We start from the raw sequence: 25,053 nt of genomic DNA on the forward strand, positions 1-25,053 counted from the left end.
TGAAGGAGGCCATTGCATGAAATCGTTTCGAGTAGAATTTAATTTTGATCAGGGCAATACGATCGTCCACAGCGTCCAGGCTATGGATAAAGAGTCGGCATTAAGCAACATTCCTTCTAATGGCACTTATGAAATTTCCGATATGGAAACAGGCAATATTATTCGCATCACAATTAATTTGGTTAAATATATAAAAGTCAGCGAATTGTAGAAGGTTTCTTCTCAATAAGCTGCACGCAAGGTGCTGCTTATGCAGCGCTTTTTTTATGCCCGGAATTGGGAGAGGTCAATCTGATGATGGAGGGGTTTTATGAATTTTAAAGGTTCGAGTGCATATGATGAAAAAGATTTTTTGGAGAGCTTTCTGCAAAGAAGAAATCGGATTGAAAGCCCCAATAACACCATTGAAAAACCGGTGATCTATAAACTGCTCGGAGCATTTCAAAACAAGCGTGTACTGGATCTGGGATGTGGGGATGCGTTGTTTGGAAAAGAACTGTTGGAGGCTGGTGCGCTTCATTATCACGGAGTGGAAGGTTCAAAAGGGATGAGCGGGTTGGCGACAGCGAATTTAGCAGGTCTAGAGGCTCAAATCACGCTGTCTGCAATAGAATCATTCAGCTTTCCAGAAGGTGGGTATGACATCGTTGCATCTCGCTTAGCGCTGCATTATTTGCCGGAAGTGGATCAAGTGTTTCAAAACATCCATAAGTCGCTAAAGGAGAATGGGAAATTTGTTTTCAGTGTCCAGCACCCGCTGACGACTTCTTCTTTTGCAAGTAAAAAACCTGGAGAAAAGAGAGGCAGTTGGATTGTGGATGATTACTTTGAAGAAGGCGAGCGGCAGGAACCGTGGATCGACAAAATAGTGGTCAAGCATCACCGTACCATTGAAAGTTATTTTACGGCGCTCACCGAGGCGGGATTTACAGTGACGGGTCTATTAGAAGGAATGCCTGAGCGGCAATACTTCGAAGAGGAAGAGGAATACAGCAGAAGAAAAAGAATTCCGGTGATCCTGGCTTTCAGCTGCATCAAGCAGTGAGCAGCAGGTGGTTTTTACATAATGAGATTAAACAAAAAACACCTTCGATTTGGGCACTTGTGTAAAGTGGACCTTCTCGAAGGTGTTTTATAGTATTCCATTTAGTCCGGTTAATCTAAATTGTCCCGGTGTTTTTTGTTTAATGGATTTGGCGATAAACCCCAACAACTTTTCCAAGAATCGAAACCTGGTCCACGATAATAGGGTCCATTGATGAATTTTCAGGTTGCAGGCGGAAATAGTTTTCTTCACGGAAAAAACGTTTGACTGTCGCTTCGTCTTCAGCAGTCATGGCAACAACGATATCTCCGTTATTGGCGGTTTGCTGCTGTTTCACAATGACATAATCCCCGTTTAGAATTCCGGCTTCAATCATACTTTCTCCCATAATCTCCAGCATGAAGATATGATCATCTTCTGTGCCGTAGCTTTGGGGAAGAGGGAAATATTCTTCCACATTCTCAATTGCGGTGATCGGTATACCCGCGGTTACTTTACCGATTAATGGAACGTGCAATACTGGTCTTTTATCAATAAGCGCTTCATCAGTGCTGATTACTTCAATGGCTCTTGGTTTTGTAGGATCCCGGCGGATTAAGCCTTTGCTCTCGAGGCGGGCCAAATGGCCATGCACAGTCGAACTGGATGCCAGACCAACTGCCTCTCCAATTTCACGTACGGAAGGCGGATAGCCTTTCAAACGAACTTCATCTTTTATGAATGTCAGTATATCTTCTTGGCGTTTGGATACTTTTTTCAACAGTTTCACCTCATTTGAGTAATTCTACTTAATTTCTACCAATAGTATACCAACTCGGGCAATGAAATGCAAACATAGGTTCGAATTTTATTCTTGACAAAAACACCTGTTCGCCCTTATTATGAGAACATACATTCCGAACATATATTCTCAGGAGGCGATTTATTTGACGATCATCCGACAAAATTCTTATCTAATCGTATTTTTTGCTTTAATTGTGGTATTTACTTTTTATGCAATCCTGTCCCATAATACAAACAGTGCACAAATGAGCCAAGTTGAAATAGCAGAAGGCGATACACTCTGGACTTTAGCAGAATCGTTCAGTGGCACGACCCCTCATCATGAATGGATTGAAGATATTATGAAAGAGAACAATCTTTCGACTTCGAAAATTATTGCCGGGCAATCACTTAAGATTCCCAGCGACCAATTAAAATTTGCTCCTGATGAGACCATTAAATTTGCAGGTGATGCCGAATGAAGAAACATGCATTAATTTATTGCCGTGTCAGCACGACCAAAGATACGCAGGAGTCTTCCCTTGAGAGACAGGAAGAAGAACTCATGAAGTTTGCGTTTGAACAGTCCTATAAAGTAGAAGGTGTTTTTACCGATCAGCACAGCGGATATGAAATGGATCGTGATGGGCTGTTGGAGATGCTGAACAGCATCAAGACAGAAAAAGTCGATGCTGTATTTATCCAGGACGAAACACGGTTAGGCCGAGGGCATGCACGGATCGCCCTTTTGCATGTAATGAAGAAATACGGTGTAGATGTTTATACCCTATCAGATCGTGGTCCGATTGCATTAAATGATATGGATGACATGGTGCTTGAAATTTTGGCGATCGTAGAAGAATACCAGCGCAAAATTCATAATGCCAAAATAAAGCGTGGCATGATGCGCGCAGTGGAAAACGGCTACAAACCAGAGAAAAACCTAAAAGGGAAAGGCAATCCTGATGGCCGGGAACGTCTGGACCTTCCCATCGATCAAATTGTCAGCTTGAAGACCAATGGCCTGACCTTCAGTGAAATCGCTGTGACGCTTCAGGGATTCGGCTATCAGGCGAGCAAAGCGACAGTCCATCGCCGATACAAGGAGTACGAAAAACTGATGAAAGACTAAACCATTGCAGAAACCTGACTTTTTTTGTACTATATGAAAAGAAGAAAGGTGGATGTCTATGTTATCACCAGACAAATTAGGTCGTATAAATGAGCTGTCACGTAAATCGAAAACTGCAGGATTATCGAAAGAAGAGGCAACAGAGCAATCTTCTTTGCGCCAGGAGTATTTGCAGACTTTTCGTAAAACGATGCGCGGCACAATTGAAAATGTAAAAGTGATTGACCCCAATGGAAATGATGTAACTCCGGATAAGGTCAAAAATATTCGAGAGAATAAGTATTTGAATTAAATACTTATTCTCTTTTTCATTGTATTCTTTTCTATTGTTGACTAAACTAGTAATGGATTAAATTTTTTGTTTGAGAGAGGATGTTACTATGTCAACCCACGCAGATCAACTTGCAGTGACTACAATTCGTACACTTTCCATCGATGCAATCGAAAAAGCAAATTCTGGCCATCCAGGATTGCCAATGGGCGCAGCTCCAATGGCCTATACATTGTGGACGAAACATATGAACCACAACCCGAAAAACCCAGATTGGTTTAACCGTGACCGTTTTGTATTATCAGCTGGACATGGTTCTATGCTTTTATACAGCCTGCTTCATTTAAGTGGCTATGGTTTGGAAATGGACGAAATTAAAAACTTCCGCCAATGGGATTCAAAAACACCAGGACATCCGGAATATGGCCACACTACAGGCGTCGAAGCAACAACCGGACCACTTGGCCAAGGAATTGGCATGGCAGTCGGTATGGCTATGGCTGAACGTCATTTAGCGGCTACATATAATAAAGAAGGCATGAACATCGTCGATCACAACACATTCGCTTTATGCGGTGATGGAGATTTGATGGAAGGTGTTGCCGGAGAAGCTATTTCTCTTGCGGGCCATTTGAAACTGAACAAATTAGTCATTTTATATGATAGCAACGACATTTCATTGGACGGGCCACTCGGCAAAAGTTTCTCTGAAAACGTTCAAAAACGTTTTGAATCATACGGCTGGAACTACTTGCGCGTAGATGACGGCAATGTTTTGGATGATTTGTCTGCGAAAATTGCACAAGCCAAAGACTTTTCAGACAAGCCGACATTAATCGAAGTTAAAACCGTTATCGGCTACGGAGCTCCGAACAAATCCGGTAAAGCGGATGCACACGGCGCGCCACTTGGTGAAGATGAAATGAAACTGGTCAAAGAATACTATGAGTGGACTTTCGATAAAGATTTCCATGTACCTGACGAAGTTTATAAAACTTTCGAACAGGCAACTGAAGAACTTGGAGCAAAAGCTGAGTCTGAGTGGAACGAATTATATTCGCAATACGAATCAGCACATCCGGAGTTGGCAGAACAATTGCAGACGGCAATCCGTGGAGATCTTCCGGAAAACTTTGACGCTGATTTCCCGACGTATGAATTCGGCAAGAAACAAGCAACCCGTTCTTCTTCTGGAGACATGATCAATGCAATCGCTAAAACGGTTCCTTCATTTTTCGGCGGCAGTGCTGACCTTGCTGGATCCAACAAAACAAACATTAAAGGCGCGGGCGACTTTGATTCGGAACATCCTGAAGGCCGCAATATCTGGTTCGGTGTCCGTGAATTTGCGATGGGCACTGCCTTGAACGGTATGGCGCTTCACGGAGGCCTTCATGTCTTCGGTGGAACGTTCTTCGTCTTCAGTGACTATGTCCGTCCAGCAATCCGTCTGGCTGCGTTGATGGGCCTTCCTGTGACGTATGTCTTCACACATGACAGTGTAGCGGTAGGGGAAGATGGTCCGACTCATGAGCCGGTTGAACAATTGGCTTCTCTTCGTGCAATGCCGAACCTGAGCGTTGTCCGTCCTGCTGATGCCAACGAAACAAAAGCAGCGTGGCGTTTAGCATTAACAGCTAAAACAACACCGACTTTATTGGTGCTGTCACGTCAGGACTTGCCGATTTTGGAAAACAGCGCGGAACTGGCTGAAGCTGGTGTTGAAAAAGGCGCTTACGTCGTCTCACCTGTTGAAAATCCACAAGCGTTATTGTTGGCGACAGGCTCTGAAGTAAGTTTGGCTGTAGCTGCACAAAAACAATTGGCTGAAGAAGGAATTGAAGTATCTGTAGTTTCTATGCCATCTTGGGACCGTTTTGAAAAACAGGACAAGGAATACAAGCAATCCGTTATTCCGAAGACTGTCAAAAAACGTCTGGCTATAGAAGTCGGCACTTCATTCGGCTGGGATCGATATACAGGCGATGAAGGCGATATTCTGGCTATTGATCGTTTTGGTGCCAGTGCACCGGGCGAGCGCATCATGGAAGAGTTCGGTTTCACTGCTGAAAATGTAGCAAACAAAGTGAAAAACTTACTAAACGAAAAGTAAACTAGGGAATGGGAGCAATTGCTGCTCCCATTTTTTCTTGGATATTTATAGCCGAGGGGAAGAAGAAATTTTTAATGGATGAAGTTTCTCTTTATTATTTTTCTAGTTATGGTCACAAATCTTTTTTTATAGTATAATCCATTGTGGTGCACTACTTATTTACGCAACACGAAGGAGGTAACAAGAATGGATACATGGATCTGGATCGTAATCGTTATCGTGGCTTTACTCGCAGGTGTTGCACTTGGATTCTTTATCGCACGCCGATATATGATGAAATATTTGCAAGATAACCCACCAATCAATGAAGAAATGCTGCGAATCATGATGATGCAAATGGGGCAAAAACCGTCTCAAAAGAAAATCAATCAAATGATGGCTCAAATGAATAAAGCATCAACTAAACCTGGCAAACCAGCTAAAAAATAAAAGTACTCTCCGGAGTGCTTTTTTTATTTTGTCTTTTTTACTATTAGAATTCTAGGAAACGGGTATGTTGCCAGTAAGATCCTGGTTTATTGTTGCAGCTTGTATGGAAAAATTAGAGGAGGCGGACTTTATGGCTGAAAATGAAGAGCTGCTGTTTTATTTGCCGGTCATTGAAGAAGATGACAAAGAAGAAGGGAAGTTCCATCTGGAAAACGCAAACTTTAAAAAAGCTTTTCCCGTTTCATTGGATAAGATACAGGAACTGGTGAAGGATATGACCGATTACAATTTGGATACCATTGAACTTCATGTCACCGGCATTGTGAAAAGTGGACCGATTACCGAATTGTTCATTGGTGCCGAGGGACAGGCTGGCATGAAGCTGGTGCTTAACAAAAAGAAAAATCCATAAGAAAAAGCACTCCGCGGAGTGCTTTTTCTTATTTGATAAGAGATGGGACAGCTTTTGCAGAAGCCCAGTGTGTTTCTTGCTGCTTGGGTGTCAGCAAGCCGTACTTCATGAGGAATTCCGCCACGGTCTCCTCGTATTCATCAGGGTTCCTGTTGAAAGACTGTGCGTGGGCACCTTCTTCAAACAACTTCAATTCCTTGGGCCCTTGTTTTAATGCATAAAGTTCCTCGCTCATTTTCGGCAAGACAAAATCATCATTGACACTATGGATAAAAAGAACAGGTTTTTGAATGTTCTGTACGGTTTCTCTCGGTGAAACAGTCGAAATGGAATAGCCATCCCGCATTTTCATGAAAATGCTGGCAAGCCGCAGCGCCAAAGTGGTGCGCAGGGGCGTCGTCGTTTTCATGACATGGAGAATCTGTTCGTAAATGTCGGAATAGGCACAATCAGAGATATAGAAATCCGCTTTGTCTTCCATGCCGGCGTATAGAAGGGTAGTTGCAGCTCCCATCGATTCTCCGTGAATGCCGTAAAACAGATCCGCTCCGACATGCAGTTTTAAAGCCTGGACCACCGCTTTCAGGTCCATCTTTTCAAAATGCCCAAAACTGGTTGTTTTCCCGCCGGAATCGCCGTGGCGCCGATGATCGTAGACGACCGAATTAAAACCCATCCGTTCAAACAGACGGGCGTATTTAAAGGAATTGACTTTGGTTTCCGTGACGCCATGGCAGATGATGACATAGCGATTGGTCTCATGTGGTTCAAGGAAAATGGCTTTGATCGGGTAGCCATTCTCGGATTCGATCCACTGCTCGCTTTTCGGCACATTGGCGTACCACACTTCGTCATAGCGTTTTGCGGTGGTTTCCCTTTCGAGAATCAGCTGTTCATCTTTTTTCTTTACATACATCAGCCGGTTGCTGGCAATAAATCCTGCAATTGTGGCCAAAGCTGTCAGTACACTGGAAACGATTGCTGAAGTCCATATCAATCTTTTCTTCATGGTGTAGTCTCCTTATGCCTGGTTTTTGTATAGCGTGTACATGCCGGTGGTTACCGGATTCGTGACATGTGGTTCGATTTTTTCAATGGCTTGGCAAAGAAGGTCCACGTTGATTCCTGTTTGTATATCCATGCTGTGAAGCATGTTGACGACATCTTCTGTTGCGACATTGCCGGTGGCGCCAGGTGCAAACGGACAGCCTCCCAAGCCGCCTGCAGAAGCATCAAAACGGGTAACGCCTGCCTGCAGCGCTGCAGAAATATTGGCCAAGGCCATTCTGCGCGTGTCATGAAAATGGGCAGTCATCAATACGTCTGGAAATGCTTCCACCAGTTTAGCGAATAATTCATAGCTTTCCTTCGGATTTGCCATGCCGATTGTATCAGCGACACTCAATTCGTCGACTCCCCAATCCACGAACTGGCGGCACAGCGCCAAAGTTGCTTCCGGAGAAACGGCACCTTCAAAAGGACAGTAGAATGCAGTTGAAATACAGGCGCGGACAAAGACGCCCTGCTTTTTTAAGTTGAGGATCAGGGGCTTTAACGCCTCCATGCTTTCCTCTGTGGTTTTATTGATATTTTTCTTATTAAAGGTATTGGAAACACCGACAAAGACCGCAAGTGATTGTGCACCCGATTCAAGAGCAGCCTGGATGCCGCGTTCATTCGGCGTCAGGACGAACTGCCGGCCGACTTTTTTGGTTTGTGCCACTATCTCCTTGGCATCAGCCATTTGAGGCACCCATTTTGGCGACACAAAAGACGTCAATTCCATTTCCTGGATTCCGGCTCTTTGCAAAGCAGCTATAAATTGAAGTTTATCTTCGGTTTTAACAAGTTTCCCCTCGTTTTGAAGGCCATCTCGTGGCCCGACCTCGATAATCGTTGCATTTTTTGGTAAACTGAACATAGTATCCCCCCTATATTCCATTGTATCTAGGGAAGGGATAAAAGAGCAACTTACAGCTAATCAAACAAGGGGGAAAAGTTCATGTCACAGGAAATCGTTATTGTAAGCGCTGTCCGTACAGCGGTAGGTTCATTTCAAGGGTCTCTTAAAGATGTATCCGCAACCCAATTAGGGGCGATCGTCATTAAAGAGGCGATTGAACGCGCAGGCATTCAGGGAGATCAGGTTTCTGAAGTCATCATGGGGAATGTACTTCAGGCGGGCCTGGGCCAAAATCCGGCGCGGCAGGCGTCTATCCGCGCAGGGTTGCCGGAAACTGTACCGGCAATGACGATCAATAAAGTATGTGGATCCGGGTTGAAGTCCATTCAGCTGGCTTATCAGGCGATTTATGCTGGAGATGCAGACATCGTCGTGGCAGGCGGAATGGAAAACATGAGCCGGGCGCCTTATCTGATGGAGAATGCCCGCAGCGGATTCCGCATGGGAGACCAGAAAGTAGTCGACAGCATGCTGGTGGATGGTTTAACCTGTGCATTCAACGATTACCATATGGGCGTTACTGCAGAAAATTTATGTGAACGCTATGACATTACACGGGAAGAGCAGGACAAGTTCGCCGCCCGCTCACAAGCTCTCGCCACGGCAGCCATCGAGTCAGGCAGATTCAATGACGAAATTGTGCCGGTGGAAATTCCACAGCGCAAAGGAGACCCGATCGTCTTTAAAACAGATGAGTATGTTAAAAGTGATTCAACTGAAGAACGGTTAGGGAAGCTGCGTCCAGCTTTCAAAAAAGAGGGCAGTGTAACAGCAGGAAATTCTTCAGGCATCAATGACGGAGCAGCAGCGGTCGTTGTCATGTCAAAAGCGAAAGCAGATGAACTTGGCCTGACGCCGCTGGCAACAGTCGTGGCAAACGGCTGCGCCGGCGTCGATCCAGCTGTCATGGGCATCGGTCCCGTGCAAGCGGTGAAGAATGCCTTGAAGAAAGCCGGGATGTCACTTGAAGATATGGAATTGATCGAAGCGAACGAAGCATTCGCGGCGCAATCGATTGCAGTTGACCGTGAATTGAAATTCAATCATGACATCTTGAATGTCAATGGAGGAGCTATTGCAATCGGCCACCCGATCGGAGCAAGCGGTACCCGTATTTTTGTTACTTTGCTGCATGAAATGATCAAACGGGATGCTAAGACCGGTCTTGCCACCCTCTGCATCGGCGGCGGCCAGGGCATTGCAACTGTTATCAAACGTCCTTAAGGAGAGAAAATCTATGGCTAACAGAAAAGAAGAGTCCAATAGTGTGCTGCCTGAAGACATTTTGGCGAAATTGAAAGAAACCAAAAAAGAATTGCTGAAAGAAGAACAGATAAAGGAAGAAGAAAAAGAAGTGCAGCGCTTGTTCGAACGCAAAGAACGCGAGAAGAACCTGTCGTTCGCTGAATTGCTGGAGCGGCACGGAGATAAAGGCGATAAGTTTTAATTAGGCATGAACACGAAATAGCCAATCCCATTGCACAATGGGATTGGCTATTTCGCTGTTTAAAGCATTATTTTTTCTAGGGAATTTCTTGAACCAGTTTTTCGGCTGCTTTATTCTTTTGCAGCAGTGGGATGGAATCTGGATTTAAGCACAAGTGACAGAACAAAAATAACAAATGCCAATCCGGCAGAAATGGCCAGGGCTGCTTGTTCTCCAGAATGTTGGATCAGGTACGTGTAGGCAATAGGTGAAATCGCCGACAACAAGAAACCGGGCACCAGCAGCTTTCCGACAAGGGTTCCATACGTTTTATGGTCAAACAAAACGAGTGGCAATGTTCCTCTGGTAATCGTCATCAGCCCATTGCCTGCGCCGAAAAGAAAGGCAAACAGAAGAGCGGCTGCAAGAAACTGGCCACTGAGGAGCCCGATGACAAAGCCGAGAGGCAAAATCATAGAAGCGAGAATTGTTAAGGACACAGGATGCAAGCGAGCGCCGAACAAGACTTCACAGACCCGTGCCAAGGATTGTCCGATTCCCCTGAGCGTTGAAACCCAAACAGAAAGAGCAGCAGTCAATCCAAGCCCTGCTAGAAGAGTGATCATATGGGTGGACATGCCTGAGTTCAAAAAGTTTAATAAGGTGAAAATTACCGCATACAGGCTGCCGGCAATCCATTGTTCCTTGGTTGTTGTTGCTGCAGGGGATAGGGGCGGCTCAAGATCTTCAGCCGTGTTGCTCCCCTCGCCAAATCGCTCTTTAGGAAGTGACAAATGCAGCGGAAGCGTCAACAAGGCAAACAGAGCATAGATAAAAAGAGCGATCCGCCAACCGAATGTTTCAGCTAAAAAGAAGCTGATCGGAAAAAAAACGGTGGAAGCCAAACCGCCCAAAAGAGTGATCTTAGAAATGGGGCGTTTTGCATGAACGCCTCCTATGCGTGCCAAGGCGGCAAATGCTGCGTCATATAAACTCAGGCGCATAGCAAGACCCAGAACCATCCAGGCAGCATAATAAGTGCCATAAGAATGGGACAAGGCGATTCCTCCGCATCCTACGGCCAGTAAAATAGAACCTGTGGACATAACGACGCTTCCTCCGTAACGGTCAATTAATCGGCCAGTCAGTGGTGAGGTGATTGCCATAACCACCAATGCAGCTGAAAAGCCCCCGTAAACAATGGCGTCGTTCCAGCCAAGATCTTCAGCAATCCGTGCGCCGAAAGCTGCTATCAGGTAATAAGAGATCCCCCAGCACACCAGTTGGGATATGCCGAGAGAAATGACTGTGTGGCGGGTGATCATTGCTTCGCCTCCTTTCCCCAAATGGATTCGACTAATGGTTTTGCTAGGTCCATTATAATTTTTTTATAAGATTTGGTGTAGTTTTATACAAAAAAAGGAACCCACAGCTGCGGGTTCCTTTTTCTTTGGTTTATTGTGCTTCGGAATACTTTAATGCTCTGTCCATGAAGACTGCAAATTCAGCTCGTGTTACAGCAGCTTCCGGATTGAACTTTCCGCCAGTCGAACCGACTGTGATTCCAGCGGCATAAAGCGTATCGATATACGGATCAGCCCAGCCGGTTTTATTGACGTCTGGGAAGTTGTGGGAACCTTTTTCTTGAATATCGAAGGCTGTCACTAACACTTTGGCCATTTCTTGGCGAGTCAGCTTGCTGATTGGTTGGAATTGATTGTTGTAGCCTTCGAAAATTCCCGCCTGTTGAGTTGCGGTAATTTGATCATAATACATATGCGATTTCGGAACATCGATAAAAGCTTTAAACGGCAGTTCATTCTCTAATTTCAGCGCACGATTGAACATAAGAGCAACATGCTGACGCTGAATCCCGTCTCTCCACTTGAAGGTGCCATCTGTATGCCCTTGAATCACGCCTCTTGCTGCCATCCGTTCAATCTCTTCGTATGCCCAGTCAGGCTTTTCGGGTGTGACATCCGGGAATGTTGGCGTGTTTGGTACCGGATCAGGGTCAGGTGTTGGCTCTGGTTCTGGCTCTGTTGATCCCGTTGTAAATTGATAGACTGGTGATTTGTCGCTTTCGCCTGCAGCATTGGTCATATTCACATACCAGTGATACGCAGTGTTTTTGCTGAGGCCTTTCCATTCAACAGAAGCAGTGTCCCCTGATTTAAGGTCCTTGTCCTGGCCGATCAATTGATCGGTAAAGATATTAACAGCCAGATAATCTGTTTCGATCTGTCTAGGGTTTACTTTCGCTTCTACATCCGCTAAATCAAAGCTTGCTGTAAAGCTCTCTTTTGCAGGATCGAATTGTTCAAAATCTTTATCATCCAAAAATGGAGAGTACGAAACAAAGTCCAGTGTCTCATCCGTTGGATCGAATGTCAGCATCTTCAAATACCCTTGTCCGCGTTCAGGAGCTGTATTGCCTTGATGATTCGCCAAGACTTCGAGTACGTCACGCTGTGAACCATCTTCATTTTCGACTTTCTTCACACGGTAGTTCGCGCCGTGATGGTGTCCGCTGAGGACCATCTTGACGTTTTCGTTCGGCATAACAATTTCTCTGTTGACTGTACGTGCTTCAGCAGTAACGTATTGCGCCAATGAATTGATATTTTCATGCATGCCAACAATCGCATTGCGGTCAGCATGCTGCTCCAGGACTTTATTGGCCCATGCGACGGTTTCAGCTGATCCGTCTCTTCCGAACCCAAGGTAAAGCATGATGAAATCATGATCGCCAAAAGAGAACAAATCATAATGGTTTTGATTTTCGTCATTCATTGCTTCACCAAACCAAGGCTTCTCCTTAAAGCGGTCTACGCCTGCATATCTTTTGAAAATGCTATAGTCATAGGTTTTGTTAAGGGGATCGATGACGACATCGTGGTTTCCGGCAAGCACGCCATATGGGATATTGGCTTCATCCAGTCGGTCCAGATTTTCTTTGGCTACTGCCCATTGCTCCGGCTTATCAACTTGATTGACAAGATCTCCGGTATGCATCGCGTACTCATAATTTCCTTTTTTGAATTCAGCGATCATCCAGTCGGTCATAGATGTCCAAACTTCCGGAAAATCCTCTGCATAATACTGTGTATCCGTAAGCCATACCATAGAGAAGTCCTGGTCTTTGGAATCTGTCAAAGTACCGGAATCATGAACCATGGCCTGGACTTTGCCGTCCTTGACGAAACGCTCTTTGTCAATTTCTGCTGTCAGGACAATTTCCTCGTTATTAGCATTTCCTTGCATTTGACTCAAAGCTACCCAGTTGCCGGCTTTAAAATCCCATGCAGACAAATTAGCTAGCCCGCTTGCCAATGTTTTGCCTTCCCAATAAAGTTCAATCGAATTTCCCGCTGCCAAATCTTTGGATACGTCGACTTCAAAACGCTGGGAAGGGAAGCCATTGCTGCTTTTTGTAACAGCAGTGTCGTCATCATCAGCTGCCATCGCGTCTATCTGCTCGCTTGTTAACGCGGTCGATCCTGATTGAATCGGAACAGAAATCGGGTTGTCGGCTGTGTCGTTCTCAAAGCCGGAGATACCGTTGCCGTTAAAGTCGTATGTAAATCCTTTTTTGAAATCAACCGTTTTGATTCCGGCACCAGTGGAATCTTTAACGAGGGCTTCCAAGGTCGCATTCAAACCGACATCAGTCGCAGAATTGGCCGGCTTTACATTTGTCGGTGCTTCCAGACTGGTTGCTGCCAGTGGAGCCAATGAAACACTTGTGAATACTAATGCTAATGCGGCGGTAGTGGTGAAAATTTTCTTGATCATTTTTCGTCCTCCTCTGATGGGTGTTGCTTAAAATATTTAAAAATTCTCAGGTCTCCCTGAAAATGAGTACAATAGACCACTTGGATAGGGATAAATATTATTTTTGAATATAAATGGTGGATCTATTTATCTATAATACCAAAAATAAAAGAAAAAACAACTTAATTTTCCATATTTTTAGAATATTTAATAAATGATTATATGACAATTAGCTCATAGTCGCTCTGGGCAAGGATTTGTCCGTAGAAAAGCCTGATGATTTTTTTGTGGAAGTAAGGAACAGGGTTTTTGTACCTGCAGGTATCGACAGTTACAATAAATACTGATTCAATTTTTATCATTATTTAACGTGAAAGAGGCGAAGTGGATTGAAACAAGAAAAGATGATGGCATTAGGCTTTTACGAACCGGGCTTGAAAACGGCAGCGCCTGAATTTCAAGTGGTTGAAATTGACCGTCCAAAGGCAACAGGCAAGAATCTATTAGTGGAAGTTCGGGCCATATCGGTGAATCCGACAGATTTGCGGACCCGTGATGGCAAGAGCGAAGACGACCGGTCATTGACGATTGTCGGACGCGACGCAGCTGGGGTAGTCGTAGAAGTGGGAGAAGACTGCAGTTTGTTCCAGGTGGGTGACGAGGTATTCTATGCGGGAACGAGCAATGTTCCGGGAAGTCTCAGTGAAGTCCATCTTGTTGATGAGCGGATTGTTGGGAAGAAGCCAAAAACCATCGGCTTTCCAGAGGCAGCAGCTTTGCCTTTGACCGGCATCACGGCAAGCGAAGCGCTTTTTGAACGGCTTGGAGTATCAAAAAAAGCATCCGATAATCAAGGCAAGGTAGTTTTGATCATTGGAGCAGCTGGGGGAGTCGGATCAATCGCGACGCAAATTGCGAAACTTGCTGGACTTACCGTTGTCGGCACAGCTTCCCGGCCGGAATCACGGGAATGGGCACTCGATCATGGGGCTGATCATGTCATCAATCATCACGAAGATTTTAAACCGCAGTTGGAAGCATTAGGGATTTCAGGAGCACATTATATTTTTTGTTTGACCAACGTGGATGACCATATGGAAAATATGGCGGAAACGATCCTGCCGCAAGGTAAAATCTGTTCGATCCTTCCGGCTTTTCAGCCGCTCCATCTTGCATTGTTTTCAAAATCTATAAGTTTTTCCTACGAACTTATGTATACACGTTCGGTATTTCAGACAGCAGACATGATTGCGCAGCATCATATTTTGACACAACTGGCTGACTGGGTAGAGGAAGGCAAAGTCCGTTCGACCATGACTAAACACTTATCGCCGCTCAATCCCACAACCTTGAAACGAGCCTATGACAACCTGCTGACAGGCCGTACAATCGGGAAAATCGTTGTCGAGGGCCCGATTCGATTATAGAGCCATCTACATGAATACGGAAAATCTCTATCCTGAGCTAATTTGCATAGCACTTGAAACACTGCTGATTTTGAATAATCTGAAAATTATGGTATGATAATTATGGATCCATTTGTCTTTCGGATTGAAAAGTTTGCTGTTAAAAATTACGGGACGATCAAAAAAGGAGTGATTTTAATGGCTGTTGGAAAAAAACCAGAAGAAACTTATTCAAGCAGGGCTGAAAGAGAACGGATCGGGCGTGCAACAAATTCAGGCTTTGCACGTGTTGAACGCGCAGAAACTGGAAATAGTTCCACTGAAATCCCGACAGGACCCATCGGGCAAAAATTAACTGAAGAAGAAATACGGCGCAGAGTCGGCCAAGGGAATTTTGATTCCGCCAAAGACGACAATCAAACAAATTCAATCAATAGCTGAGTATTTTAAGGCATAGGTAAAAGGCTGCATCTTCTATTACAGAAGATGCAGCCTTTTAGCTTGTAGACAAAAGAATATTGATGTCATTTAAAGAATGAATCCATATTTTATCATGTTTATACCGGATCCTGCGCTTCAGGCGGACGCTTTCCGCGGGCTCGCGCCGAACTAACTCGGACTAGCGCCCGAGTGGATTTCGGCACTTCGCTGTTCCCGCAGGAAAGATAATCGCCGAAGGGAGTTCGGCCATTATCTTTGCGACGAAGCAGCGTAGCGATGCAGGAGCATATCTTTGCCCTTCGCCGCCTTGCGCTCCGGATCCTTGAGTGAAGGATTTACCAGATTTGTAGGGACTACAGTTCCTGAAGTTGACTAGCAAGCTTCTCTTTTTGATCGAAGCAACACCCTCCCAAGCGAGCTGGCCACGAAGACTCCTGTGGGACAGCGAAAGCTGAAGACCCCGCAGGAACGCAGTGACGAGGAGGCTGAAGCTGAGCCCACGGAAAGCGAAGTGGCCGGACCGCTTGGGGATTATGTACCGCTATAGATTTTGGTCAAACTTTGTCTACAGTTTGAAAGGCTGCATCTTCTATTACAGAAGATGCAGCCTTTTTTTAGTTTTTCATCTGTTCCAAAGTGTGTTTACCGTTTATCAAGAGTTGGTGCCAAAAACGTCCAGATTAACCCTGCTTCTTCAGGGGAACGGGGAGTGATGACAGCCGATTTTGGATAAGGCAAAGCAGCATGCCGCTTTTCAACATATTTTTTCACATAAGGATTTTGATCGACGGCTTCCACATAACGCGTTTGAACGGTTTGGGAAAGCATCCCTTTTTGCCGTTCAATAGACCATCTAAACCATGCATAGAATGCATTGTCGCTGAGTTCTTCCTCATAATGGCTGATCAAGCTTTCTGCTTCTTCCAGGCGGCCCAATGCAATTAACGCCGAAACCGCTAAATAACGTACCCCTTGATGATCACCGGGGTTCAAACGCATCACTTCATAATAGATAGGGAAAGCTTCTTCGAAGCGAGCTTGCTCCCAATAGAAATTCCCAAGCAAAAACAGAGAGCGCAGGTATGGGCGGTTTGGCACGTACAACCAGGCTACATCCATTTCCAGTTCAAAGCGTTCTTTGCCGCTGGCAATCGCCTGTTGGAGCAATTGTTCTTTTATTGTTATGTCCATTTCGGCTTCAGCTGCCAATAGGAAGGCATCTGTATTTTGGGGGTCCAGTTGTTGAATCTGCTCTAGCTGGCTTGCCCGATCCGTGTTTGTGTATGCACTGTAGGCTAAGAGTTGAGCAGTTTCCGCCTTGGTTTTCGGCTCATAGGATTTGCTGTGATAATACTCCATTTGGCGTTTTAATTCATTTTCGCTCGTAATGGTGGCATTTTTCAAATGCATATACAACTGCCAGTTCTGAAGTTCATTGCCTTTTGGGTCCGTTCCTACTTCAAATGCATAAACGGCTTCTTTCTCTGGGTCTTCGTTATTCTTGGCAGTATGGTAAAAAGAGCCAAGTCCATCTTTGAATAGAGCCAGTCCTTCTGTATCCACCCCGAAATGCTGCGCTGTTTCCTCGATAGTCCAGTCCAGCTTCACCAAGTGGTGGTCGATGGCAAACTGAATCGCCCCGGCGACTGCTTCTTCAGGAATTGCGGCTAAGGGTTCTGCGTAATGAAAGAAGGCTTCGATTAATTCATCGCTTTTCAAATCATAGGCAATGAGGAAATTCTCCAACTCTTCTACAGTTTCAAGAACCGCAGAAGAGACTTGCCCGGTGCTTAGAAGGCCGCTGCTCAGGATTTGGTAAACAGCCAGCATGTTCTGGTGGTAAAATTCCTGCGCGTTTTCAGTTTCTGAGGATTGATACATTTCCTTGAGCTTTTGGACACTTTCCTGGTTTACTTCAACCGCAACTGTCAGGCTGTTCAGGACCATCATGAAATGGTCTCCAATCCGGATATCAGGCAAATAGAAGCCGGTTGCGATATTTCCAGTTTCAACAGGGAAAGATTCATTGACTTCAATTTCCGTGACTTGTTCAGACAGCAAATCACGGACCTGTGCATGGTAATTGGAGACGGAAAGAACTTCGCCGGCCATAAACAGGGGATCAAGCCATGAGCTAAGAATCTGCTTGATTTGCGTTCTTTCTTCTTTGGCGATCTTTTTTTCGATAAAAGCATTCCATACATCAACACGTTCAGAAAAGAAGAAGAGATCGCCGATGATGCCGTTTGATTTATCTTCACCGTAAAGAGGCACAAGAATATTTTCGACTTTATCTTTCCATTTCACCAATTCTTTTTGTTCTGACGGACGGGGATGATTTTCAAAAAACTCTTGAAGCAGCCCTTGAAGCACTTTGTTTTGTTCTTCAGTCATCAGTTTAGTGGAATCATCCACTCCACAACATTTTTTGTATTTTTTGCCGCTTTCACAAGGGCATAGGTCGTTTCTTCCAATTGTATTTATCATAATGAAGGCTCCTGAAGCAGCTGCCGTTCTTCTTCGCGGCTGTGGATGGCGTTCACAACCAGCAGCGCATGAAATTGTTTCATGACTTCATAGCTGACGCCTTCTTCCACAAGTAATTTTTTGATGTCGGCAGCTACGAGGCGCATAATTTCATGGTCGCGTGTCAAATCGGCTACTATTTGCTTGAGTTCAGGTTTCTGCTCAAGCATTTCCTGGTAAAATCCTTCTTCTTCCGCATCGGCATGGCTGATGATCCGCGTTTCCCAATACTCCAGCAAATGATCCGCTGCCTGGCGGGCAACTTCGAATTCTTTGGCTCTCAATAGGTCTTCCACTTCTTCGGTTTTGGTTAATGCTCCAGATAACGCGCCTTGATGGATTGCATGATGGGCATGCAACTGGCGTAAAGATGGTCCTGACATAATCATTCATTCCCCTCATTTTTTTTCAGTATAACATGTCGAAAACCGCTGATTTTCCAGCTAGGGCATTTCCTGCAGCGAAAGAGGGAACTCCCTTATTCGCTGTGGAGCGGGGGAATTCGAGCGGCAGGCAATATTTTGGAGGCCGCCAATCCGAGGCTGGCTATTAAGTATGGCAAGCATTTGCCCCGATAAAAAATACGGTCTCGTGGCATCTGCTAAGAAAAGAGAAGACTTATTACCTGGCATGGTATAGCCGAATCCCTATAAGAAGGAGCGGATGCCGTCAATGCCGGAGCAACGGAATTTTCAAATATCAACGAACAAGGGAATTCCAGGGGTTCTATAGGACATTCCCTAATGGGAACTTTTAAGAGGGACTACCATAATAAGGCTATACGAATGAATTTGTAATTGATTCCCTTCAATAGTTTTCATTCATGAGAAGGAGTGGGTATAAGCGATGAAGACAAAATTTGGATTAAACTTCTTTAAACCAGTCGAGAGTTATTCGGGCAGTTGGTCCATCCTGGAAGAAAAAAGTCGGGATTGGGAAAATATGTACCGCCAAAGATGGTCACACGATAAAGTAGTACGCACTACGCACGGAGTAAACTGTACAGGATCATGCAGCTGGAAAGTATTTGTGAAGAACGGCATCATCACTTGGGAAAATCAGCAGATCGATTATCCTTCCTGCGGACCCGATATGCCGGAATTTGAACCACGCGGCTGTCCACGGGGCGCCACATTTTCATGGTACGAATACAGCCCGTTACGTGTGAAATACCCTTATATGCGAGGCAAACTTTGGCGTTTATGGAAAGCAGCACGCGCAAGCCATGCGAATCCTGTAGATGCTTGGGCAAGTATAGTAGAAGATCCTGAGAAAGCGATGTTCTATAAATCAGCGCGCGGAAGAGGCGGACATATCCGTGTCAACTGGGAAGATGCTTTGGAATTGATCGCAGCACAATTGATCTATACCATCCAGAAATACGGTCCAGACCGCGTGGCTGGCTTTACGCCAATCCCAGCGATGTCGATGGTCAGCTACGCTTCAGGAGCACGTTTCATCTCGCTTCTTGGTGGACAGATGCTGAGCTTTTACGACTGGTACGCCGATCTTCCTCCTGCTTCTCCACAAATTTGGGGCGAGCAGACAGATGTACCGGAATCGTCGGATTGGTACAACGCCGGGTATTTGATGATGTGGGGCTCGAACGTTCCAATGACTCGTACACCGGATGCGCATTTTATGACAGAAGTTCGTTATAAAGGAACAAAAGTAGTATCTGTGGCACCTGATTACGCAGAAAACGTGAAATTCGCGGATAATTGGCTGGCTCCTCATCCAGGGACGGATGCTGCATTGGCACAGGCCATGACGCACGTCATTTTAGATGAGTTCTACCAAAAACGACAAGAACCGATGTTCATCAATTATGCGAAACAATTTACGGATATGCCATTCATGATTCTTTTGGATCCGCATGAAGATGCATTAAAAGGCGGTCGATTCCTGCGCGCCAGCGATCTAGGCGACACTTCCCAACATGCAGAGTGGAAGCCGGTCATTTTTGACGAAGCGGCAGACAAATTGATGGTCCCGAACGGCACGATGGGACAGCGCTGGGAAGAAGATAAAAAATGGAACCTGATTCTAGAGAATGAAGATGGCTCTAAAGTGGAACCTGCAATGAGTGTTGTTGACCATGATGAAGAATGGAAGGAAATCGTCTTCCCTTATTTCGATAACCAAGGAAATGGCGTCTTTAAACGTGTGATTCCTGCAAGAAAAGTAACATTGGCAGACGGCACTGAACGCTATGCTGCAACTGTATACGATCTGATGATGAGCCAATATGGAATTATTCGGACCGAAAGTGAATATAACGCAAAAGGCTACGACGATGAAACATCATTCTATACCCCTGCATGGCAGGAAAAAGTAACATCTGTCAAAGCATCGATCGTCGTTCAGATTGCGCGTGAATTTGCACAAAACTCGATTGATACAGAAGGACGTTCAATGATCATCATGGGCGCCGGCATCAACCACTGGTTCAACAGCGATACGATCTACCGTGCCATCTTGAACCTGGTCATCCTGACAGCTTCACAAGGCGTCAACGGCGGTGGATGGGCCCATTACGTGGGTCAGGAAAAATGCCGTCCGATTGAAGGCTGGTCAACGGTCGCATTCGCTAAAGATTGGCAAGGCCCTGCAAGACTGCAGAATGCAACATCGTTCTTCTATTTTGCAACTGAGCAATGGAGATATGAGGAAGGCAGCATAGATGCATTGACTTCACCTCTGGCAGAAGATGTCGCCTATCAGCACCCGGCTGACTATAATGTCTTGGCAGCACGATTGGGCTGGCTTCCTTCTTATCCGCAGTTCAATAAAAACAGCTTATTATTCGCAGAAGAAGCTGCAGAAAAAGGCGGAAAGACCAATAAAGATATTATCGATCATGCAGTGGAAGAAGTTATTTCCCGCAAAACGAAATTTGCGGTGGAAGATCCAGGCGCACCTGAAAACTTCCCAAGAACCCTGTTCATCTGGCGTTCCAACTTGATCTCAAGTTCTGCTAAAGGCCAGGAATATTTCATGAAGCACCTGTTAGGCGCTAAAGACGGCTTGTTGGCAGAACCGAACACCGATGACAAACCAGAAGAAATCGTTTGGCGGGAAGATGTTGAAGGCAAGCTGGACCTAATGGTTGCACTTGATTTCCGTATGACTTCGACTCCGCTGTACGCGGATATCGTCTTGCCGGCAGCAACTTGGTATGAAAAGACCGACCTGTCTTCAACTGACATGCATCCTTTTGTCCATCCATTTAATCCGGCGGTCAACCCGCTTTGGGAATCCCGTTCGGATTGGGACATCTACGCTAAATTGGCTGAAAGATTCTCAGAGATGGCGAAAACGCATTTGCCTGGCGTCTATAAAGATGTAGTCATTACACCGCTTGCGCATGATACGATAAGCGAAATTTCGCAGCCGATGGGTATCGTCAAGGATTGGACTAAAGGGGAAATTGAAGCGATTCCAGGCAAGACAATGCCGAATTTCAGTATTGTCGAGCGGGATTATACCAAAATCCACGATAAATACATTACCTTGGGACCTAATTTAGCAGTCGGTAAAACCGGCGCGCACGGCGTCAGCTTCTCCGTAGCAGATGAGTATGAGGAATTGAAGCACATAAACGGCACTCACTTTGATGAAACCATCAAGAATGGCCTGCCGAAAATCGAGACGGCCCGACAAGTGGCGGATGCCATGCTGAATATCTCGTCAGCGACAAACGGACGTGTTTCACAAAAAGCATATATTGAAGCAGAAAAAGACACAGGCGTCCAACTGAGAGATATTTCAGCAGACCGCGCAGCAGAAAAAATCACTTTCCAAAGCATCACTGTCCAGCCGCGTGAAGTTATTCCGACGCCAGTGTTCAGTGGATCCAATAAAATGGGACGACGTTACTCTCCATTCACAACGAATATAGAGCGTTTAGTGCCATTCCGGACATTGACAGGCAGACAGCATTTCTATATCGACCATGAAATTTTCCAACAGTTCGGCGAAGCTTTGCCGGTTTATAAACCGACATTGCCGCCGATGGTTTTCGGCAAGAATGATAAAAAGATAAAAGGCGGCGTTGACACGCTTGTGCTTCGTTATTTGACGCCTCACGGCAAATGGAATATCCATTCCACTTATCAGGATAATCAGCACATGCTGACATTATTCCGTGGAGGTCCGACTGTCTGGATCAGCAACGAAGATGCAAAAGCGCACGATATCGACGACAATGCATGGCTCGAAGTCTATAACCGAAACGGCGTTGTCACAGCACGTGCGGTCGTCAGCCACCGGATACCAAGAGGCACGATGTTTATGTATCATGCCCAGGATAAACACATTCAGGTGCCGGGTTCTGAAATTACGGATACCCGCGGCGGCAGCCACAATGCGCCGACCCGCATCCACATGAAACCGACTCAAATGGTCGGCGGATACGCTCAGCTCAGCTATGGCTTCAACTACTACGGGCCTATCGGAAATCAGCGTGATGAATACGTAGCAGTTCGGAAAATTAAGGAGGTTGACTGGCTTGAAGATTAAAGCGCAAGTAGCAATGGTAATGAATCTGGATAAATGTATCGGATGCCATACCTGCAGTGTCACGTGTAAAACGACGTGGACCAACCGTAAAGGTGCAGAGTATATGTGGTTCAACAACGTGGAGACAAAACCAGGCATCGGATATCCGAAGCGCTGGGAAGACCAGGAACTTTATAAAGGCGGCTGGCAGCTCCGCAAAGGGAAATTGGAATTGAAGTCAGGCAATAAATTATCAAAAGTCGCATTGGGGAAAATCTTTTATAACCCGGATATGCCGGAAATGAAGGATTATTACGAACCTTGGACATATAACTACGAGCACTTGACCAACGCCGGAGAATTGGAACACTCACCGGTTGCCCGTGCACACTCTGTCATTACTGGCAAAAAGATGGATCTCGAATGGGGTCCTAACTGGGAAGATGATTTAGCAGGAGCCCACATTACGGGCCCGCTGGATCCAAATATCCAAAAAATCGAAGAAGAAATTAAATTCAACTTCGATAAAGCATTTATGGTTTATTTGCCAAGACTTTGTGAACACTGCTTGAATCCAAGCTGTGTCGCATCATGTCCTTCCGGAGCTATCTACAAACGCGAAGAAGACGGCATCGTCCTGGTCGATCAGGAAGCTTGCCGAGGCTGGCGCTATTGCATGACAGGCTGCCCTTACAAAAAAGTTTACTTTAACTGGCAGACCAACAAAGCAGAGAAATGCACATTCTGCTTCCCACGGATTGAAGCGGGACTGCCGACGGTTTGTTCGGAAACCTGTACGGGCCGCATCCGTTATTTAGGAGTTCTTCTATATGATGCAGACCGTGTTCTGGAAGTGGCTTCTACACCGGATGAAAAAGATTTGTACAAAGCGCAATGTGATTTATTCATTGACCCATTTGATCCTGAAATGATGGCAATCGCACGAAAAGATGGCATCTCAGAAGACTGGATAGAAGCAGCACAGAATTCACCGGTCTACAAACTGGCGATTGAGCATCAACTTGCTTTCCCACTCCATCCGGAATACCGTACTTTGCCGATGGTTTGGTACGTGCCGCCGCTTAGCCCGATCATGAACTATTTTGAAGGCAAAGATTCCATTAAAAATCCGGATATGATTTTCCCGGCGATTGAAGAAATGCGTACACCGATACAGTATTTGGCCAATATGCTGACTGCTGGTGATACGGAAACAGTCAAGAAATCGCTGCAGCGTATGGCAATGATGCGTTCGTTCATGCGTGCGAAGACAACCGGCAGAGAATTCGATGAAAGCCGCTTGGAACGAATTGGCATGACGGCCCATCAGACAGAACAAATGTACCGGCTTTTGGCGATTGCCAAATACGAAGATCGCTTTGTTATTCCAAGCACGCATCGTGAAGGACGGGTCAATCCGTACCGTGCGCAAGGAATGGAAGGCTTTGATACAGAAGGTATGGGCGGATGGGGAACCGACTCTGGTGGATCGTGTGACAGTTGTGGTCCGGCAACGCCGAGCCCGACTGGAACAGCAACCAAAACAGGCAAAGAAATCTATGAAGAAAACTTCTACGGAGGTATATGGCGTGATTAATTTAGAAAAATTATATCGTTATAAGCTGTCATTTGGTTTTTTTGCCCATCACTTGACCTATCCGCAAAAACTGGATTTTCATCCCTCGATGATTGAGGAATCATTTGATCCGGAACATCCGGCATATGAGCATGTTCAGCGGTATTGGGAACAAATGCATGAGTTGAGTTTGGATCAAATACAGGAAATGTATACCGAGATTTTCGATTTTGATAAAGACAGCACATTGTTCATGACATACTTTAAGTTTGAGGATGCCAAGGAGCGGGGCCAGATGCTTGCTAAGCTGAAGGTCTCGTATGAAATGTTCGGCCTTGAAATGCCGGATACGGAATTGTCCGATTTTCTGCCACTGATCTGCGAGTTTCTTTATGCAGCTGAGTGGCTGGGGGATCCCCGGGGACCTCAAAGTTTCCAGATGCTGATTGCGGTGCTGGAAGATGGAACCTATCATCTGCTGAAATCTTTAGAGAAAAAAGATAGTCCTTACTTCCATCTCGTAAAAGGATTACGTGAAACATTTAAAGTCTGTATTGAACAGGAGGCACCTGTCGATGGAAACGGTAAGTAGATTAACCTGGGTAGTTTTCCCTTATTTATGTATGGCGATCTTCATTTTTGGACATATTTACCGATACCGAGTCGATAAGTTTCACTGGACGGCAAAATCCAGTGAGTTTATTGAGAAAAAACAATTGATGATCGGAAGTTTATTGTTCCATTTTGGTATCATCCCGGTGATTTTTGGTCACATTGGCGGATTGGTGGTTCCGATTTCATGGATGAATGCAGTAGGCGTCAGTGATCATTTGTACCATATCGGAGCCATCTATATCGGCGGGATTTTCGGTTTCATGACTTTGTTTGGCATGATTATTCTGACGTTTAGACGTTTTACTATATCAAGTGTCCGGAAATTGAGCTCTTTTTCTGATCTGGCAGTTAATTCACTCTTGCTCTTCATCGTAATTATGGGAATGTATGCCACACTGGTCACCAATGTGGTTCAACCTGATTTTGATTACCGGATGACTATCTCAGTTTGGTTCCGTGATTTGTTCCTGTTTAAGGCAAATCCGGCGATCATGGCTGACGTGCCTTTGTCTTTCAAAATCCACGTTTTGACAGGATTCGCAATATTCGCCTTCTGGCCATTCTCCCGTCTTGTGCATGTTTGGAGTGTACCGTTGAATTATGTGGGAAGAAGTTATATCCTGTATAGAAGACATAAACCAACAAATTAAAGAGGGTCTCAC

23 protein-coding genes are annotated in these 25,053 nt (G+C 45.4%); 16 read left to right on the plus strand and 7 right to left on the minus strand.

The window, feature by feature from the left end:
* Window positions 1-16: 16 nt before the first annotated feature.
* Together AC1MEO_RS01425 and AC1MEO_RS01430 are read left to right on the plus strand one after the other, a co-directional pair.
* Window positions 17-211 carry a hypothetical protein gene (locus tag AC1MEO_RS01425; RefSeq protein WP_480333849.1) on the plus strand — a complete coding sequence of 65 codons (195 nt, stop codon included), beginning with the start codon at window positions 17-19 and terminating at the stop codon, window positions 209-211.
* A gap of 99 nt (window positions 212-310) precedes the next feature.
* Window positions 311-1,045 (plus strand): class I SAM-dependent DNA methyltransferase, encoded by a 735-nt coding sequence (locus AC1MEO_RS01430; protein ID WP_480333850.1) that lies wholly within the window; start codon window positions 311-313, stop codon window positions 1,043-1,045.
* A 139-nt stretch (window positions 1,046-1,184) separates the two neighbouring features.
* Here AC1MEO_RS01430 and lexA read toward each other — a convergent pair whose 3' ends face one another.
* Window positions 1,185-1,805 (minus strand): transcriptional repressor LexA, encoded by a 621-nt coding sequence (lexA, locus tag AC1MEO_RS01435; RefSeq protein WP_480333851.1) that lies wholly within the window; start codon window positions 1,803-1,805, stop codon window positions 1,185-1,187.
* A 166-nt stretch (window positions 1,806-1,971) separates the two neighbouring features.
* Between lexA and yneA the strand changes: the two genes are divergently transcribed.
* The 6 genes from yneA to AC1MEO_RS01465 all read left to right on the plus strand — a co-directional run bounded on the left by yneA (window position 1,972) and on the right by AC1MEO_RS01465 (window position 6,164).
* Complete coding sequence (gene yneA, locus AC1MEO_RS01440) at window positions 1,972-2,289, plus strand: cell division suppressor protein YneA (protein WP_480333852.1); 318 nt, start codon at window positions 1,972-1,974, stop codon at window positions 2,287-2,289.
* Complete coding sequence (locus tag AC1MEO_RS01445; RefSeq protein ID WP_480333853.1) at window positions 2,286-2,939, plus strand: YneB family resolvase-like protein; 654 nt, start codon at window positions 2,286-2,288, stop codon at window positions 2,937-2,939. Before yneA ends, AC1MEO_RS01445 begins: the two co-directional genes overlap by 4 nt.
* A gap of 58 nt (window positions 2,940-2,997) precedes the next feature.
* Window positions 2,998-3,231 (plus strand): DUF896 domain-containing protein, encoded by a 234-nt coding sequence (locus tag AC1MEO_RS01450; protein ID WP_480333854.1) that lies wholly within the window; start codon window positions 2,998-3,000, stop codon window positions 3,229-3,231.
* Window positions 3,232-3,319: 88 nt separating this feature from the next.
* A complete protein-coding gene (gene tkt, locus AC1MEO_RS01455; protein ID WP_480333855.1) occupies window positions 3,320-5,323 on the plus strand; it encodes a transketolase in 2,004 nt (667 codons plus the stop codon).
* 186 nt (window positions 5,324-5,509) lie between these two features.
* Complete coding sequence (locus tag AC1MEO_RS01460; protein WP_006829797.1) at window positions 5,510-5,752, plus strand: YneF family protein; 243 nt, start codon at window positions 5,510-5,512, stop codon at window positions 5,750-5,752.
* Between the two features lie 130 nt (window positions 5,753-5,882).
* Window positions 5,883-6,164, plus strand: a complete 282-nt coding sequence (locus tag AC1MEO_RS01465) for a hypothetical protein (protein WP_480333856.1) — start codon at window positions 5,883-5,885, stop codon at window positions 6,162-6,164.
* Window positions 6,165-6,192: 28 nt separating this feature from the next.
* Here AC1MEO_RS01465 and AC1MEO_RS01470 read toward each other — a convergent pair whose 3' ends face one another.
* Window positions 6,193-7,173, minus strand: a complete 981-nt coding sequence (locus AC1MEO_RS01470) for an alpha/beta hydrolase (RefSeq protein WP_480333857.1) — start codon at window positions 7,171-7,173, stop codon at window positions 6,193-6,195.
* Window positions 7,174-7,185: 12 nt separating this feature from the next.
* Window positions 7,186-8,085: a hydroxymethylglutaryl-CoA lyase gene (locus tag AC1MEO_RS01475; RefSeq protein ID WP_480333858.1), complete on the minus strand. Its 900-nt coding sequence runs from the start codon at window positions 8,083-8,085 to the stop codon at window positions 7,186-7,188.
* A gap of 81 nt (window positions 8,086-8,166) precedes the next feature.
* Between AC1MEO_RS01475 and AC1MEO_RS01480 the strand changes: the two genes are divergently transcribed.
* On the plus strand, window positions 8,167-9,351 hold the full coding sequence (locus AC1MEO_RS01480; protein WP_480333859.1) for an acetyl-CoA C-acetyltransferase: 1,185 nt from the start codon (window positions 8,167-8,169) through the stop codon (window positions 9,349-9,351).
* A gap of 13 nt (window positions 9,352-9,364) precedes the next feature.
* The gene (locus AC1MEO_RS01485; RefSeq protein WP_480333860.1) at window positions 9,365-9,574 is read left to right on the plus strand and encodes a DUF3886 domain-containing protein; all 210 of its coding nucleotides are present in this window, start codon (window positions 9,365-9,367) and stop codon (window positions 9,572-9,574) included.
* 110 nt (window positions 9,575-9,684) lie between these two features.
* Here the strand turns inward: AC1MEO_RS01485 and AC1MEO_RS01490 are convergent, their stop codons facing one another.
* Together AC1MEO_RS01490 and AC1MEO_RS01495 are read right to left on the minus strand one after the other, a co-directional pair.
* Window positions 9,685-10,878: an MFS transporter gene (locus AC1MEO_RS01490; RefSeq protein ID WP_480333861.1), complete on the minus strand. Its 1,194-nt coding sequence runs from the start codon at window positions 10,876-10,878 to the stop codon at window positions 9,685-9,687.
* A 130-nt stretch (window positions 10,879-11,008) separates the two neighbouring features.
* The gene (locus AC1MEO_RS01495; protein ID WP_480333862.1) at window positions 11,009-13,348 is read right to left on the minus strand and encodes an S-layer homology domain-containing protein; all 2,340 of its coding nucleotides are present in this window, start codon (window positions 13,346-13,348) and stop codon (window positions 11,009-11,011) included.
* Window positions 13,349-13,716: 368 nt separating this feature from the next.
* Between AC1MEO_RS01495 and AC1MEO_RS01500 the strand changes: the two genes are divergently transcribed.
* Window positions 13,717-14,754 (plus strand): zinc-binding alcohol dehydrogenase family protein, encoded by a 1,038-nt coding sequence (locus tag AC1MEO_RS01500; protein WP_480333863.1) that lies wholly within the window; start codon window positions 13,717-13,719, stop codon window positions 14,752-14,754.
* 177 nt (window positions 14,755-14,931) lie between these two features.
* Window positions 14,932-15,174, plus strand: a complete 243-nt coding sequence (locus AC1MEO_RS01505; protein ID WP_480333864.1) for a hypothetical protein — start codon at window positions 14,932-14,934, stop codon at window positions 15,172-15,174.
* A gap of 642 nt (window positions 15,175-15,816) precedes the next feature.
* Here the strand turns inward: AC1MEO_RS01505 and AC1MEO_RS01510 are convergent.
* Window positions 15,817-17,661, minus strand: a complete 1,845-nt coding sequence (locus AC1MEO_RS01510; protein WP_480333865.1) for a YecA family protein — start codon at window positions 17,659-17,661, stop codon at window positions 15,817-15,819.
* A complete protein-coding gene (locus AC1MEO_RS01515; RefSeq protein ID WP_480336002.1) occupies window positions 17,658-18,083 on the minus strand; it encodes a hypothetical protein in 426 nt (141 codons plus the stop codon). Before AC1MEO_RS01515 ends, AC1MEO_RS01510 begins: the two co-directional genes overlap by 4 nt.
* Before the next feature lie 463 nt (window positions 18,084-18,546).
* Here AC1MEO_RS01515 and AC1MEO_RS01520 point away from each other — a divergent pair, with 463 nt between their 5' ends.
* Genes AC1MEO_RS01520 through narI form a run of 4 tightly spaced genes read left to right on the plus strand, consistent with a single transcriptional unit; the run spans window position 18,547 to window position 25,041 of the window.
* The gene (locus AC1MEO_RS01520) at window positions 18,547-22,221 is read left to right on the plus strand and encodes a nitrate reductase subunit alpha (RefSeq protein ID WP_480333866.1); all 3,675 of its coding nucleotides are present in this window, start codon (window positions 18,547-18,549) and stop codon (window positions 22,219-22,221) included.
* Window positions 22,211-23,797 (plus strand): nitrate reductase subunit beta, encoded by a 1,587-nt coding sequence (gene narH, locus AC1MEO_RS01525; protein ID WP_480333867.1) that lies wholly within the window; start codon window positions 22,211-22,213, stop codon window positions 23,795-23,797. Before AC1MEO_RS01520 ends, narH begins: the two co-directional genes overlap by 11 nt.
* A complete protein-coding gene (gene narJ, locus AC1MEO_RS01530; protein WP_480333868.1) occupies window positions 23,790-24,368 on the plus strand; it encodes a nitrate reductase molybdenum cofactor assembly chaperone in 579 nt (192 codons plus the stop codon). The genes narH and narJ overlap by 8 nt, the downstream gene beginning before the upstream one ends.
* Complete coding sequence (gene narI / locus AC1MEO_RS01535) at window positions 24,352-25,041, plus strand: respiratory nitrate reductase subunit gamma (RefSeq protein WP_480333869.1); 690 nt, start codon at window positions 24,352-24,354, stop codon at window positions 25,039-25,041. Before narJ ends, narI begins: the two co-directional genes overlap by 17 nt.
* The last annotated feature ends 12 nt before the right edge of the window (window positions 25,042-25,053 follow it).

The sequence above is a fragment of the Planococcus sp. BI3 genome (assembly GCF_056680115.1).

Coding starts and splice junctions, on each gene's coding strand:
- AC1MEO_RS01425 (WP_480333849.1), top strand. CDS start 17: ATGAAATCGTTTCGAGTAGAATTTAATTTTGATCAGGGCAATACGATC.
- AC1MEO_RS01430 (WP_480333850.1), top strand. CDS start 311: ATGAATTTTAAAGGTTCGAGTGCATATGATGAAAAAGATTTTTTGGAG.
- AC1MEO_RS01445 (WP_480333853.1), top strand. CDS start 2,286: ATGAAGAAACATGCATTAATTTATTGCCGTGTCAGCACGACCAAAGAT.
- AC1MEO_RS01450 (WP_480333854.1), top strand. CDS start 2,998: ATGTTATCACCAGACAAATTAGGTCGTATAAATGAGCTGTCACGTAAA.
- tkt (WP_480333855.1), top strand. CDS start 3,320: ATGTCAACCCACGCAGATCAACTTGCAGTGACTACAATTCGTACACTT.
- AC1MEO_RS01460 (WP_006829797.1), top strand. CDS start 5,510: ATGGATACATGGATCTGGATCGTAATCGTTATCGTGGCTTTACTCGCA.
- AC1MEO_RS01465 (WP_480333856.1), top strand. CDS start 5,883: ATGGCTGAAAATGAAGAGCTGCTGTTTTATTTGCCGGTCATTGAAGAA.
- AC1MEO_RS01470 (WP_480333857.1), bottom strand. CDS start 7,173: ATGAAGAAAAGATTGATATGGACTTCAGCAATCGTTTCCAGTGTACTG.
- AC1MEO_RS01475 (WP_480333858.1), bottom strand. CDS start 8,085: ATGTTCAGTTTACCAAAAAATGCAACGATTATCGAGGTCGGGCCACGA.
- AC1MEO_RS01480 (WP_480333859.1), top strand. CDS start 8,167: ATGTCACAGGAAATCGTTATTGTAAGCGCTGTCCGTACAGCGGTAGGT.
- AC1MEO_RS01485 (WP_480333860.1), top strand. CDS start 9,365: ATGGCTAACAGAAAAGAAGAGTCCAATAGTGTGCTGCCTGAAGACATT.
- AC1MEO_RS01490 (WP_480333861.1), bottom strand. CDS start 10,878: ATGATCACCCGCCACACAGTCATTTCTCTCGGCATATCCCAACTGGTG.
- AC1MEO_RS01495 (WP_480333862.1), bottom strand. CDS start 13,348: ATGATCAAGAAAATTTTCACCACTACCGCCGCATTAGCATTAGTATTC.
- AC1MEO_RS01505 (WP_480333864.1), top strand. CDS start 14,932: ATGGCTGTTGGAAAAAAACCAGAAGAAACTTATTCAAGCAGGGCTGAA.
- AC1MEO_RS01510 (WP_480333865.1), bottom strand. CDS start 17,661: ATGATAAATACAATTGGAAGAAACGACCTATGCCCTTGTGAAAGCGGC.
- AC1MEO_RS01515 (WP_480336002.1), bottom strand. CDS start 18,083: ATGTCAGGACCATCTTTACGCCAGTTGCATGCCCATCATGCAATCCAT.
- AC1MEO_RS01520 (WP_480333866.1), top strand. CDS start 18,547: ATGAAGACAAAATTTGGATTAAACTTCTTTAAACCAGTCGAGAGTTAT.
- narI (WP_480333869.1), top strand. CDS start 24,352: ATGGAAACGGTAAGTAGATTAACCTGGGTAGTTTTCCCTTATTTATGT.